Source organism: Arthrobacter sp. NQ7, assembly GCF_029581595.2.
Classification (GTDB): domain Bacteria; phylum Actinomycetota; class Actinomycetes; order Actinomycetales; family Micrococcaceae; genus Arthrobacter; species Arthrobacter phenanthrenivorans_B.
The window spans coordinates 352996-365459 of the sequence record NZ_JARFXU020000001.1 but is presented as its reverse complement, the minus strand read 5'-3'; the positions used below and the strand labels follow the sequence as shown (position 1 = coordinate 365459).

Below are 12464 nucleotides of genomic sequence, written 5' to 3'. Positions count from 1 at the left end.
CTTCCAAGGAATCTCACTGGGGTGCCCACCCACCCTTCCAGCCGCTTCCTACGGGACCCCATCGATTGGATGAAGTTCCGGTGAACTGCCCGTGACCCGCAGGAACATTGCCCAGTCCCTCATCGATTGCTGCGTAATTGTCGTTGTGGAGCCCCACAACGACAATTACGCAGCAATCGACGGTTTAGGCGGGAAGAAGGCGCGGACCGGCAGCAGGAGCCCGAGCAGCGAGAGCGCTATGAAGAGCACCTGGTGGACGTGGTCATCGCCTGGCGGGAGGTTCCCGATCAGATGCACCAGCCAAAAGAACGGGTAGAACCAGAGTGCATACCAGGCCCACCGCTCGCGCCGCCGGTACGGCACCAGCACGATCAACATACCGAACAGGCCCAGTCCTGCAGAGGCCAGCCCGTCCGCACGGTACACACCGGCATTCCCGTCCGGCGGAAACAGGGCAACCACCACACCGAACACCAGGATGCCCACGCTGACGGCAGCGAGGCAGAGCCACCCTAGCCGCACTGTCAGATTCACCCCGCGCACACAGCCACCCTACTGCCCGGTGGTATCGCTGGGCGCGCGTGTCAGCTGGTGAGGTGGGCGTGGACGCGGCGGAGCCGGGCCAGCCACCAGTCCCGGCGTTCGGGCGGCGCCGCGAACCGCTCCAGCAGCCCGGCGTCGGCGGCGGCGTCGCGGAGCCGGATGGCGCCGTCGTCGGCCACCAGCGGGTCCAGGGTGATGTCCGATTCGAACAGCGACACCGTCCCCAGGCCGCAGGCGTAAGGCAGGTCCGGCAGGGCGGCGGCGAGCGCCAGGCCGGCGCGGATGCCCACGGAGGTGTCCAGGGCGGAGCTGACGACGGCGGGAAGTCCGGCCTGCGCCACGATGTCCAGGGCACGCCGCACTCCCCCAAGCGGCGCCACCTTGACCACGATCAGGTCCGCCGCGCCGGCGCGGGCAACGCGGAGGGGGTCGGTTTCCTTCCGGACGCTCTCATCCGCCGCGATCAGCACGGGAGTCCCGGCATCCCGCAGCCGGGCCCGGACCTCGGCCAGGCCCTCGATGATGGGCACGGGCTGCTCCGCGTACTCCAGTCCTATCGGCGCGAGCCGCGTCAGCGCCTCCACCGCCCCCGGTACGTCCCACCCTCCATTGGCATCGACGCGGACGGCAGCCTCCGGCAGCGCGGAGCGGACCGCCCGCAGCCGGGCGACGTCGTCGTCCAGCGACTGCCCCTGCTCCGCCACCTTGACCTTGACGGCGTCCACCCGGCCGAACCGTGCCAGCACGTCCGGCACCCGGTCGGCGGAAACGGCCGGAACCGTGGCGTTCACCGGCACCACGGAACGCAGCGGGGCCGGAAAACCCTGCCACCCCGCCTCAATGGCGGCGGCCAGCCAGCGGGAGGCCTCGGCGTCGCCGTACTCCGGGAACGGGCAAAACTCGCCCCAGCCCAGGGGGCCGCGGAGCAGGAGGGATTCCCGCTGCATGATGCCGCGGAACTTCACCCGCATGGGCAGGCTGACCACGAAGGCGGCCGCCAGCAATTCGTCCAAGGGGGGGATGCGGGAATCGGAGGCAGGCATGGATTCACTGTACCGGCGCCGCCGGAACAGGCCGCCCGGGCACCTGCGCTATGTGGACAACCTAGATCCACTTGTTGTGCTTGAACGCCAGGTAGAGGACAAGGCCCATGGCCACCATCAGCCCCAGAGCGTAGGGGTAGCCGTAGGTCCAGGACAGCTCGGGCATATTGGCGAAGTTCATGCCGTAGATGGATGCCACCAGGGTGGGGGCGAACAGGATGGCCGCCCAGGAGGAAATGCGCTTGACCTGCTCGTTCTGTTCGAAGCTGGACTCGGTCATCCGCTGCATCTCGTCGTTTTGGCGTTGGGCCACCAGGGCAGCGTTGACGGCGAGCGCGTTCTGGAGCAGGGCCCGGAAGGAGGCCACGCGCTCATTGAGCCGGAGGACGTGGTCCAGGACGTCCCGGTAGTGGTCCCGAAGCTCGGTGGCTTCACCACGGTCCGGAGCACCGGCCATCAGGGCCTGCAGGATACCGGCCAGCGGGCTGGTGGCCCGCTGGAACGTGATGACCTGCCGGGACAGTTCGTAGATGCGGCGGGAGACGTCCGGGTCGGCGCCAAAGAGGTCGTCCTCGATCTCATCAATGTCGTTCTCGAGGCCGGCCACCACCGGCTCGTATTCGTCCACCACCTGGTCGAGGATTCCGTAGAGCACGGCGTCGGGCCCGAGGGCCAGGAACTCCGGCATGGACTCCATCCTCCGCCGGACCTTGGCGAGGTCCGGGGACTCGGCGTGCCGTACAGTCACCACGTACTCATCGCCGACGAAAACGTGGATCTCGCCGAAGTCCACCTTTTCCTCGTCATCCCGGTACCGTGCCGGCCTCAGCACCAGGAACAGGCACTCGCCGTAGTGCTCCAGCTTGGCCCGCTGGTGACCGGCAAGGGCGTCCTCCACGGCAAGGGCATTCAGGTCGAACTCCTCGCCCACGGACTGGAGTTCCCCGGCGTCCGGCCGGTACAGCCCAATCCATGCCATCCCCTCGCGCTGGCGGAGCAGGAAGTACGTCTCATCAAGGTCTTCCGGGTCCTCCGTCCGGACGCCATTGACGTAGACCGCGTTGTCGATGATGGTCACTGTCCGGCCTCCGTGGCCCGCTCCCGCTCCCAGTCGTCCAGCAGCGCCGGCATACGGGATTTGAGGAACCGGTAGAACCTTGCCATCTCCGCCACCCGGGCCCGCGCGGCCGACCCCTCGGGCAGCGCTTCGGCGGTGGCATCGGTCAGGGCCGCGAGCTTTTCGTATACCGGGCTGTTCCGCATGGACACCACGTACCACTCGTCCTCGTGCAGGGCGTAGAGGTCGCGGCGGCTTCCTGGCTGCGACACCCGGTGCACGAAACCCACGGTCTGCAGGTACCGCACGGCCCCCGACACCGCCGCGGCACTGGCCCCCAGCCGCTCAGACAGTTCCGCGGCCGTCAGGCTACCCTGCTCGGAGGACACCAGGGCCAGCAGCGCACGTGCGGGCATCTTCGGGAACCCGGCTGCGGCGAAAGCGGCTGCCGTCCGCTCGGCAGCGGCAGCGGCGGCGGCAGCGGCAGCGGCAGCGGCAGCAGCAGCAGCAGCAGGATAGCCGTCCGTTGAAGAAGGGGCCACAGCCTCCACCCTGGCACCGGTGCTCATGCCGAACCCACCTCCCGCCGGCGCATCGCCGCAACCGCCAGCGCCCCGGCCAGGAGGGCGATGGCCAGCATCCACCACGCCCCGCTCCAATCCGTGGCGTCCCCGTGCGGCACGGGCGTGTGGGTGAACGGCGACAGGTCGCGCAGGCTTTGGTCGATGCCCAGCATGCCGCCGAAAATACCCAGCAGCACGCCCAGGGCCAGCAGTGCCCAGCTGGTCCCGATGGCCGCCGCCGGCCACAGGACGAACACCAGCGCCGGAAGGGCGAGGTAGATCAGTGCCGCCGGCAGCTGGGCCAGGGCGGTCTGCCACAGCGCATCTGCCGGCATGGACTGGTCGCCGGAACCGTTAAGCGTGGCCCAGGCACCCACCCCCGTCAGGCCCACCACCAGCACCACGGCCCCCGCGCCCAGCAACAGGTAGCCGGCCAGCCAGCGGACCCGGCCGACCGGAACCGAGAGCAGGAGTTCGGCTGTTCCGGCCGCCTCCTCCTGCCGCATCCGAATCACCGCCTGCAGCGCGCAGGCCGCGGCCAAGACGCCGGCCATGGAGAAAAGCACCGAGACCATGAGCTGGGTGAGCGAGACCCCCTGCGCCTGGAGCATGGCCCGCATGACGGCGGTGATGTTGGTGTCCGGGGTGTCGACGGCGGCAATCGCCTTTCCCAGCGAGCCCGCCAGCAGCCCCAAGGCCAACCCGCTGAAACCCCAGCCGATGATCGATCCGGACTGCAGCCGGAGGGCGAGGGCCACCGGACTTCCAAGTCCGCGGCGGGCGGCCGCGCGTCCCGGCCGGGCACCCCAGATGCTGGCGCCGCTGTCCCGGCTGCGGAGGATGAGCCAGGCGGCGGCGATGCTGCCGGCACCCAGTGCCACCGGCAACAGCAGCGGCCAGCCGCGGTCTCCTGTGTAGGCATAGGTCTGCTGGCCCCATCCGATGGGCGAGAACCAGCTGGCCGCCCCCTCGGTCATGGTGGTCCCGTCCGGGCCGGGCGTGCCGGTGGCATCGCCGATGCCGCGCAGCAGATAGGCAAGGACAACCAGGGCAGCAGACACGCCGTTCGCACCGCGGGAGGTCCCCATGAACTGGGCCACCAGCAGCCCGACGCCAAGGAAGGCGAAGCCGACGGCGCCCGTTGCGGCGCCCGCGATCAGGGAACCCTGCGGGTCCAGGCCTTGGGCCGCGAACCCGGCGGACACCGCGATCGCCACGAGGAGGTTCGCCGTGGTCCCGTGCAGCAGGGTGGCGGCGGACGGCAGCAGGCGGCCGGCCGGCGTGGCGGCCACCAGTTCCGCGCCGCCGCTTTCCTCGTCGGCACGGGAATGGCGTACCGCCAGGAACGTACTCATCAGGCCCGCCAGCAGGGCGAGGAAGGCGTAGATCAGGAAGAACGTGAACGCGCCCTGGTCCGCCCCGCGGGGCAGGCCGCGCAGCAGCAGGATGGCCGGGGTGGCAATGGCCACCTGAAGGATTTCGGTCCGGCTGGCCACGTTGCCGTAGGTCTGGGAGACGGCAGCCGCCGCGAACACCGCAAACGCGCCGATGGCCACCACCCAGCTCAGGAGCTGCCAGCGGTCCCGGCGCAGCCGCTGACCCCAGAGGACCAGGAGGACTCCCATGTCAGCTGCGCCCCCTCGCCCCGAGAAGGTGGCGGCGGGCCGCCCGGCCGCCGTCCTCAGCGGGATCCACGGCCCCGGACGCCGCGGAGGCGTCGCCATAGTGCCGCAGGAACAGTTCCTCCAGCGACGGCGGGACGATTGTCAGGCCCTGCACACCCAGGGCGCCCAAGGCGGGCAGCACCTCGGCGATCCGGTCCGAGTCGGCGCTGAACCTGACCCGGCCGGCGTCGACCGTCAGGTCGTGTACGACGCCCAGGCGGGCCAGGGCGTCGGGGTCCAGCCCGTCCGCCGCAAAGGACACCTCCGACCTGGTGAGGTGCCGCAGCGAATCCAGCGTGCCGCCGTCGACAATCCTGCCGGCGCGGATGATGCTCACCCGGTGGCAGAGCACCTCCACCTCGGACAGGATGTGGCTGGAGAGGAGCACGGTGGCGCCGCGTTCGACGGCGGCGAGCAGCTCGCGCCGGAAGACCTCCTCCATGAGCGGGTCAAGCCCGCTGGTGGGCTCGTCCAGGAGGTAGAGCTCGGCCTCGGTGGCAAGGGCCGCGATCAGCGCCACCTTCTGCCGGTTGCCCTTGGAGTAGGCACGCCCCTTCTTGGCGGGGTCGAAGTCGAACACCTGGCACAGGCGGTCCTTCCGGCGGCGGTACGCTTCGCCGTCGGCCGTACCGCCGCGCAGCCGCGACAGCAGGTCGATGGTTTCGCCGCCCGACAGGTTCGGCCACAGCCGGACGTCACCGGGAACGTAGGCCAGGTGCCGGTGGAGTTCCACGGCCTGGGTCCAGGGCTCGAGGCCCAGGACGGTGGCGGACCCGGAGGTCGCCTTGGCCAGGCCGAGCAGGATTCGGAGGGTGGTGGACTTTCCGGCGCCGTTGGGGCCCAGGAAGCCGTGGATTTCACCGCGCCGGACGTCGAGGTCGAGTCCGTCCAGGGCCCTGACCTTTCCAAAGTGCTTGTGCAGGTTCGCCGTGTGGACAACGCTGTTCATGCCTCAAGTCTTCGAAGTTTTCACAACTTTGTGAAGGTACTAAAGTCCCCCGTATGAGCCCTGACAAACCCGTGCCCAGCCAGCAGGCAACCCGCGGGTCCTCGGCACCGCTTTATGCCGCAGGGTTCGTCACCGCCTTCGGCGCGCACAGCATCGCGGCGGGCCTGGGCGCGGAGAGCGGCAACATCGGCCTCAGCCTGCTGAACCTCGGCATCCTGCTGGCCCTCTATGACGTCGCCGAGGTCTTCCTGAAGCCGGTCTTCGGCGCGCTCAGCGACCGTATTGGCGCCAAACCCGTAGTGGTCGGCGGCCTGGCCGCCTTTGCCGCCCTGTCACTGATCGGCCTTGGCGCGGCGGACCCCCTGGTCCTTGCCCTCGCCCGGCTGGGACAGGGCGCCGCGGCCTCGGCCTTTTCACCGGCGTCGTCCGCCATGGTGGCCAGGATGGCCCGCGGCGGCAAGGCCGGCACCTACTTTGGCCGCTACGGATCCTGGAAGAGCCTGGGCTACATCATCGGGCCGCCACTGGGTGCCGGCCTGATCCTGGCGGGCGGCTTTCCCCTGCTCTTCGGCGCGCTGTCCGTGCTCGCCGCGGTGACTGCGGTATGGGTGCTGGTGTCCGTGCCGCATCTGGCGCCGCTGCCGCGGAAGCGGTACACGGTGATGGACCTGGCGCGGCAGGTGGGCGAGCGCCGTTTCCTGGTGCCCACGCTGGTCCTGGCCGCCTCCACCGGCGCGCTGGGTGCCGCCGTCGGCTTCCTTCCGGCGCTGGCCACCCGCCATGGCCTGGACGCCCTTGCAGGTACGGCGGCGGTGAGCGTGGTGGCGCTCGGCTCGGTGCTGACCCAGCCGTGGATCGGCAGGTTGCGGGACCGGCACGCGGTCACGGACAACAAGGGTACGACGGCGGGCCTGCTGCTGATCGCTGCAGGCGTGGGTTTGGTGGCGGCTGCGCCGGGCGTGGTCACCATTTTCGTTGCGGCGGCACTGGTGGGCACCGGAATCGGTGCTGTCACTCCCCTGGGCTTCGCGCACCTTGCCGACACCACGCCACCCGAGCGGATGGGCCGGACCATGGGCTCGGCCGAGCTGGGACGCGAACTGGGCGACGCCGGCGGCCCGTTGCTGGTGGGCGGCATCGCCACGGCAACCGCGTTGCCTTTCGGGCTCGGCGCGCTGGCCCTGCTGGTGGCGGCGGCAGCGATCCCCCGGCTCGACCCGGTCAAACCCGCCGCCTGAGCGGCCTTCCAGCTTTCTGTGTCACCCTTAACCGCGATGACTTCTTCACGGCAACTATCCACCAGGACTCCTGCCCGGCCCGCTCCGGGCTCGGCCTTCCTGTTCGTGCTGTCCACCCTGGCCTGCATTGCCGGACTCGTTGCCACCTACTACTTCTTCGTCCAGACCACCACGGGACAGTTCATTGACGAGTCCGCGCTGGTGGAGGCTGTGGAGATCCATGGCCCCGCCGGCAAGGCCGCCACCCGGTTCCTCGACTGGCTGCCCACCATCTCACTGGTGATGGCCGCCGTCGTGGTCCTGTTTGTGACCGTGATCCGGCGGCACTGGGCCGAGGCCGGGATCGCCGTGGCCGCGTGCGTCGGCGCCAACATAGCCACCCAGGTCCTGAAGGACCTGCTGCCGGCACGCCCGGATAAAGGCGTGCTGACGCTGGAACTGAATTCGCTGCCCTCCGGCCACACCACTCTCGCGGCGTCCGCAGCCGCCGCCGTGTTCCTCATGGCATCACCGCGCTGGCGCCCGATGGCTGGTTTCGTTGGCGGCACCTTTGCCATCGCCTCCGGGGTGTCGACGCTGATCAACCAATGGCACCGGCCTGCCGACGTGGTGGCCGCGTTCCTGTTGGTGGGCGCGTTCATGATCCCGGCCGGGTGGCTGATCCTGCGCCGCGGATCGTGGAACGAGTGGGACGGGTTCGGCGGCCACATCGGCTCGGCCCGGATCTGGCTCACGCTGCCGGTGCTGATCGGACTCGCCTCCGCCGGGGTGGCGGTATATTCGCTGATCCGGATCGCGCCCAGCCCGTGGCAGGAAAGCAGTACCACCAACTACTTCTGGGCCGGGATCTCCCTGATTGTGATCGCGGGCTACCTGGCCACCGTTGCCACCACTTCCCTGTTCGCCTTCGCCGCGCGACGGCGGGACGTACCCAGGCTGTAGGGCCTTCAGGCCATGCACGGCCTGCCCTAGCATGGAACACCGGCCGGCGGACGACTCTTGAGGAAACCTTGAGGAATTCGACCCCCTAAGCTTGAGCCGCCCCAGGCATAGTGGCAAGTGCTTGGCCGGCGTTTTGAAGTGGGCGCCGCCAGGCACACCCCTGTTCGCGCTCCCTCGTCCCCGAGGGAGCGTTGCAGTTTAAGGCGCAGGTTCCAGGGCGCCGCAGGACCTGGTTACAGGGCGTCCAGCCGCTTGCGCAGCAGGCAGAACTCGTTTCCTTCCGGGTCCTGCAGCACGTGCCATTGCTCGCCGCCGGCCTGCCCCACATCCGCGGGCCGGGCCCCGAGGGCCAGCAGGCGTTCCAGCTCGGCGTCCTGGTCGCGGTCCACCGGGTTGACGTCGATGTGCAGCGGAAGCCTTCCCACCCGCGGATTGGTGCTGGGGCTCAGGATGATCGTGGGCTGCGGTCCGCCGAATCCCGCGTCCGGCGGCCCGATTTCGATCGCCCCGTCCTCCCGGTCGAGCTCCACGTAACCCAGCACGTCACTCCAGAACCGGGCCAGCAGTTCGGGGTCGGCGCAGTTCAGGACAAGTTCACTGATTCGGCATGACATGGTGCCAGTGTACGGACGGCCGGCCGGTGGGCTGGTGCCGGACACGGGGCATTGGGTACGACGGCGGCAGATCCTTCCCGGGGCCGTGCCACCTTCGGCGCGGGTCACCGTCCGCGACGCGCATCTCCTCTTTCGACCCGCATATTCCCCTGCGCGGCCCGGATAACAGTGGCGGAAACAAAGCTGCGTATCGGTGGTGAATATCCGCGTCGCTGCTCCAGCTCGGCGGGAGGCGGTGCCGCTGCGTGGGGGGTTTTGCAGCGGCACCTTCTTCCACCGAGCTGGCGGTCCAGGGCCGGTTAGAAAGCGGTGGACAGGCAGGTGACCTTGTCGCTGTTGTTGCCTTGCTCCAGCGCCACTTTTGCCGTGGCCGTGCTTTGGCTCTGGTCCGGGTAGGTTGCCGTGACGCGGATGGTCAGTGGCGTTGTTGTCCGGTTGGCCAGCACGATCTGCGAGGTGATCGTCAGGGCAATGGTGCTTGTCGTTCCAAGGCTCACGGATTCGTTGTAGGACGGCCCGTAGGTTCCGTTGGCCTGGAGCGCAGCGTAGGTCAGGGTGGTGGGCGCCTTCGATCCGGCAGCTGTCAGCGTGGCCACTTTCTGCGGACTGTCGTTGGTGCAGGTGAAGTTCGAGAACCCGGCCGTGGGCCAGGTGCCCGATGCCGTGACGGTCATGGTCGCCGTCGCGCTCTGTTGCCAGAGTGCCGAGGCCGACGCCCCGCCAATTCCCAGCAGCACCGTGAGCACGAACGCGCCGAGGGCCAGGCCTGCGCCGGGAAGGTTACGGAACTTCTCCATCTATTCCACCCCAGCGCCCGGGGCGTCGTGCGGTTTCCGGGCTTTGCGCACCGACGTGTAGACGGTGATCGCCCCGTACCCGATCAGCGCGACGGCCGCGACGACCGTCCACATTCCGCGGTCCGAGTTGCCCAGGAAATTCGCTACGAAGCCCACATACGGGACGGCGTAAAACAGCTTGCCCTTGACCTGGATGGCGCGCACCGGGTTGGGGTCATTGGCGCCGTTGTTGTCGCCCTTGGTGATCAGCGTCTTCTCGCCCGCCTGGGTGGAGCCGAAGCCGACGATCCGGTGCGTTTCCACCTCGGGCTTTCCGGAGTACAGCTGGAAGGTGATGACGTCGCCGTACTTGAGGTCCTCGAACGGTGCCGGCTTCATCACCATGAAGGTTCCTGGCGGAAACTTCTGGGCCATGGAGTTGGTCAGGACCGTATAGGTCTGCGAGCCGGTCGCCACCGGCACCACGATGAGCACCAGGGCGGCAAACAGTGCCGCCAGCATGACGGCCATGCTGGCAAGACGTCCGACGACGGCCCAGGCACCGCGGCGTATACGTCCCGGCCGCGGAGTGGTTGCCGGCGTTTCCCCGCGGTTCCCAGGATCGGTGCCACCACCCAGGAGTCGTTCGGTCAGGTCAGCAGCCACTGGGCACCCCGCAAAGTTGACGTGCGGTGAGTTGGAGCGAGATGTTCACTGCCTGTCCTTTCACTGTGGATGGGGCGCTGGAGCTGAGGCTGACCTGGAAGCAGAAGACGGTGGTCCCGCCCTTGGCAACCGTCGGCGAGACGAGCCCGCCCGTACCCACCGGCGCAAAGCCGGTGGCGGTGCTGCACTCCGCCGAGGATGTTGCGTTCTTGGCGTTGACGCTGACGTAGCCGGCGAGGGCTCCGCCATTGACGTTTGCGATGCTGGGCTGGCTGGCCGTGATCGCCGTGTTGAACTGGCCGCCGGCGTTGGTGGTGTTGGTGACCACGACGCCGCCGTAAACGGAGGTGCCGGGACCGAGGGTCCCTGCGGGAGACAGCGTGAGCGTGGCTGCCGTCCCGTCCGCGAGTGTCATCGTCGTCGTCTGGCCTGTGTTGACGGCTGTGAGCCCCGTATCGAAGGATGCCGACGACACAATTCCCGGCGAGGCGGCTGCCGACGCACTCCACAACGCGTACGTTCCCTGCACCGTTAACAGGCCCAGGAGCACTGCCGCGGCAGCCAGCGCGGCCGCCTGCAGTCTGCGCTTGATGCGCATGGTCTCCTCCTGGTCCTGGTCCGCTGTGGTTGCCTTGGGCGGGTGGCTGGTCAGCAGCCACCCGCCTTCGGTGATCAGGAAAGGCCGGGCTGGGTTACCTGGGTCAGCTGGAATGCCACGTTGTTGAAGTTGTAGCTCACGCTGGTGTCCGCGCGGCCAGCGGTGCTGGAGAGGAACTCGAAGGTGATGGTCGCCGTGACCGTCTGGGCGGACCCCGTGGCCTTCAGCGGGTTGGCGACGGCAGTGCCGCCCAGGGTGAGTGCAGGACCACTCACGGATACGTTGGCCGGGGTGAAACCGTTGGTGGCGGTGATGCCGGTGGTGGCAACGTTGGCGGCCATTTTGTCTCCGACAAGGGTCACGGTGAGGTCCTGGGTGAAGGTGAGCTTGTCACCGGGGACCACCTTGTAGGTGGTGATGTCGATGGTGGCACCGGTGCGGTCCTTCCAGACGCCGGCAGCGGTCTTCGCGACGTTCAAGTCGCCGGAAACGATGGTGCCGGGAGCTGCGGTTGCCTCGGCGTTCCAGTTGGCCAGCGTTCCGCCGCCGCCCAGCAGCAGTGCGGCACCTACGGCGATGGCTGCGGTTCCCTTGATCAGCGTGCTGTTCTTCATGATGTCCCCTCAGACTTTGTTGGTGTGGTGTGGTCTAGCTGGGGACAACATTGCATGGCCAAGCTCAGGAAGTGAGGGGGTAAAGAGTCAACAAATGCTCAAGGTATTTGAAATTTCAACTAGGGCTTGACCTGCGCTTTTACTGTCCGGGCCGTGCCGGCTGTCACTGTCCTGCAAGGGCGGCACAGAGGACGGCCAGGGCATTGCCGCGCATCACGTCGAACGCCTGTCCAGGAGGGAGCCCCGCGACGTCCCGCAGCCACACGTAGGGTTCGATGCCGGCGACAGAGCGCAGCCTGACGGCGAGGGCGGCGGTGTCGCAGCCCGGTTGTGCTGACTCCAGCGGGGACAGGGCATCCCGGTACCAGGCGATGGCGCGGCCGCCGCGAAGCGTGGGGCGCGAGGTGCCGGGCGTGAGGGACAGCCGCAATGCGGCGCGCAGCTGTGGTTCCCAGGTCCGGATGAACTCGAAGTGGGCGTCCAGGGTGCGTGCAAGGCGGGCATGCACGTCCGACGGCGGGTCCTCACCAAGCAGCGAGCCGGCTCCGGCTTCGGGGAGCGCGGCGTGCAGGAGCGCCTCCTTGTCCGGAAAGTACCGGTAGGCAGTGGTCCGGGAGATGCCGGCGATCGCCGCCACTTCCGCCACTGACGGATCACGCCCGGCTTCGAGTTGGTCCGCAGGACGCCGACCAGGGCCTCGCGGGTACGCGACTTTTGCCTGGTCCTCCCGCTCAGCAAATATTTCTCATTGTGGTGTCCGGACACAGCTTTTATGATACCTACGTACCGTTATGGTACGCACGTCCCATGAAGCATGTGAGGGGTTTACCGTGGCCGATCCCATTGCAGTCAATCCGCAGCATTACCGGCTCGTCTTCGAAAATGAGCGGGTCCGCGTCCTGGAGTACACGGACGGCCCCGGTGACAGCACCGGCACCCATTCCCACCCGGACAGCGTGATGGTGACGCTGAGTTCCTTCGCCCGCAGGCTGCGTTCCGGAGACCGGGAGGCCGACGTGGAGCTGCTGGCAGGGCAGGCCCGCTGGCTGGATGCGCAGGAGCACTCCGGAACGAACATCGGCTCAACCCCCACCCATTGCCTCTTCGTGGAACTGAAGGAACCCCTCGCCGCAGCAGCCAGCGAGCAGCATGCCGGCCGCCTGGGCCCGTCCACATCCTGACCCCGCACGTCCGGAA

Annotated in this window: 15 protein-coding genes; 3 read left to right on the top strand and 12 right to left on the bottom strand. The window is 68.4% G+C overall.

Features of this window, described 5'->3' with window-relative positions:
• Positions 1–165 precede the first annotated feature (165 nt).
• From PUN71_RS01725 to PUN71_RS01700, 6 genes are all read right to left on the bottom strand, one after another.
• Entirely contained in the window at positions 166–543 is a 378-nt protein-coding gene (locus PUN71_RS01725; protein WP_277797136.1) for a hypothetical protein, read from the bottom strand.
• Between the two features lie 41 nt (positions 544–584).
• The gene (locus PUN71_RS01720) at positions 585–1586 is read right to left on the bottom strand and encodes an o-succinylbenzoate synthase (RefSeq protein ID WP_277797135.1); all 1002 of its coding nucleotides are present in this window, start codon (positions 1584–1586) and stop codon (positions 585–587) included.
• 61 nt (positions 1587–1647) lie between these two features.
• Complete coding sequence (locus PUN71_RS01715; protein ID WP_043449181.1) at positions 1648–2664, bottom strand: magnesium and cobalt transport protein CorA; 1017 nt, start codon at positions 2662–2664, stop codon at positions 1648–1650.
• Complete coding sequence (locus PUN71_RS01710) at positions 2661–3212, bottom strand: GbsR/MarR family transcriptional regulator (RefSeq protein WP_277797134.1); 552 nt, start codon at positions 3210–3212, stop codon at positions 2661–2663. The genes PUN71_RS01715 and PUN71_RS01710 overlap by 4 nt, the downstream gene beginning before the upstream one ends.
• A complete protein-coding gene (locus PUN71_RS01705; RefSeq protein ID WP_277797133.1) occupies positions 3209–4831 on the bottom strand; it encodes an ABC transporter permease in 1623 nt (540 codons plus the stop codon). The genes PUN71_RS01710 and PUN71_RS01705 overlap by 4 nt, the downstream gene beginning before the upstream one ends.
• A 1-nt stretch (position 4832) precedes the next feature.
• Positions 4833–5819: an ABC transporter ATP-binding protein gene (locus PUN71_RS01700; protein ID WP_277797132.1), complete on the bottom strand. Its 987-nt coding sequence runs from the start codon at positions 5817–5819 to the stop codon at positions 4833–4835.
• Between the two features lie 53 nt (positions 5820–5872).
• Between PUN71_RS01700 and PUN71_RS01695 the strand changes: the two genes are divergently transcribed.
• A complete protein-coding gene (locus PUN71_RS01695; RefSeq protein WP_277797131.1) occupies positions 5873–7057 on the top strand; it encodes an MFS transporter in 1185 nt (394 codons plus the stop codon).
• A 36-nt stretch (positions 7058–7093) separates the two neighbouring features.
• Positions 7094–7999, top strand: coding sequence for a phosphatase PAP2 family protein (locus tag PUN71_RS01690; protein WP_277797130.1), 906 nt, complete (start codon positions 7094–7096; stop codon positions 7997–7999).
• Between the two features lie 233 nt (positions 8000–8232).
• On the opposite strand, the gene PUN71_RS01685 is transcribed toward PUN71_RS01690, so the two are convergent.
• The 6 genes from PUN71_RS01685 to PUN71_RS01660 form a co-directional block, all read right to left on the bottom strand.
• Complete coding sequence (locus PUN71_RS01685; RefSeq protein ID WP_277797129.1) at positions 8233–8613, bottom strand: VOC family protein; 381 nt, start codon at positions 8611–8613, stop codon at positions 8233–8235.
• A 299-nt stretch (positions 8614–8912) separates the two neighbouring features.
• A complete protein-coding gene (locus tag PUN71_RS01680; protein ID WP_277797128.1) occupies positions 8913–9410 on the bottom strand; it encodes a hypothetical protein in 498 nt (165 codons plus the stop codon).
• The gene (locus PUN71_RS01675) at positions 9411–10055 is read right to left on the bottom strand and encodes a signal peptidase I (RefSeq protein WP_277797127.1); all 645 of its coding nucleotides are present in this window, start codon (positions 10053–10055) and stop codon (positions 9411–9413) included.
• The gene (locus PUN71_RS01670) at positions 10045–10653 is read right to left on the bottom strand and encodes a hypothetical protein (protein ID WP_277797126.1); all 609 of its coding nucleotides are present in this window, start codon (positions 10651–10653) and stop codon (positions 10045–10047) included. The genes PUN71_RS01675 and PUN71_RS01670 overlap by 11 nt, the downstream gene beginning before the upstream one ends.
• A gap of 74 nt (positions 10654–10727) precedes the next feature.
• A complete protein-coding gene (locus tag PUN71_RS01665; RefSeq protein ID WP_277797125.1) occupies positions 10728–11267 on the bottom strand; it encodes an alternate-type signal peptide domain-containing protein in 540 nt (179 codons plus the stop codon).
• Between the two features lie 163 nt (positions 11268–11430).
• The gene (locus PUN71_RS01660) at positions 11431–11913 is read right to left on the bottom strand and encodes a TetR/AcrR family transcriptional regulator (protein ID WP_277797124.1); all 483 of its coding nucleotides are present in this window, start codon (positions 11911–11913) and stop codon (positions 11431–11433) included.
• A gap of 184 nt (positions 11914–12097) precedes the next feature.
• On the opposite strand from PUN71_RS01660, the gene PUN71_RS01655 reads away from it, so the two are divergent.
• The gene (locus PUN71_RS01655) at positions 12098–12448 is read left to right on the top strand and encodes a cupin domain-containing protein (RefSeq protein WP_277797123.1); all 351 of its coding nucleotides are present in this window, start codon (positions 12098–12100) and stop codon (positions 12446–12448) included.
• The last annotated feature ends 16 nt before the right edge of the window (positions 12449–12464 follow it).

What these genes read in the sequence shown, in the direction of transcription:
- PUN71_RS01670 (WP_277797126.1), bottom strand. Translation starts at nt 10,653, where the DNA reads ATGCGCATCAAGCGCAGACTGCAGGCGGCCGCGCTGGCTGCCGCGGCA.
- PUN71_RS01680 (WP_277797128.1), bottom strand. Translation starts at nt 9,410, where the DNA reads ATGGAGAAGTTCCGTAACCTTCCCGGCGCAGGCCTGGCCCTCGGCGCG.
- PUN71_RS01700 (WP_277797132.1), bottom strand. Translation starts at nt 5,819, where the DNA reads ATGAACAGCGTTGTCCACACGGCGAACCTGCACAAGCACTTTGGAAAG.
- PUN71_RS01710 (WP_277797134.1), bottom strand. Translation starts at nt 3,212, where the DNA reads ATGAGCACCGGTGCCAGGGTGGAGGCTGTGGCCCCTTCTTCAACGGAC.
- PUN71_RS01695 (WP_277797131.1), top strand. Translation starts at nt 5,873, where the DNA reads ATGAGCCCTGACAAACCCGTGCCCAGCCAGCAGGCAACCCGCGGGTCC.
- PUN71_RS01705 (WP_277797133.1), bottom strand. Translation starts at nt 4,831, where the DNA reads ATGGGAGTCCTCCTGGTCCTCTGGGGTCAGCGGCTGCGCCGGGACCGC.
- PUN71_RS01685 (WP_277797129.1), bottom strand. Translation starts at nt 8,613, where the DNA reads ATGTCATGCCGAATCAGTGAACTTGTCCTGAACTGCGCCGACCCCGAA.
- PUN71_RS01720 (WP_277797135.1), bottom strand. Translation starts at nt 1,586, where the DNA reads ATGCCTGCCTCCGATTCCCGCATCCCCCCCTTGGACGAATTGCTGGCG.
- PUN71_RS01665 (WP_277797125.1), bottom strand. Translation starts at nt 11,267, where the DNA reads ATGAAGAACAGCACGCTGATCAAGGGAACCGCAGCCATCGCCGTAGGT.
- PUN71_RS01690 (WP_277797130.1), top strand. Translation starts at nt 7,094, where the DNA reads ATGACTTCTTCACGGCAACTATCCACCAGGACTCCTGCCCGGCCCGCT.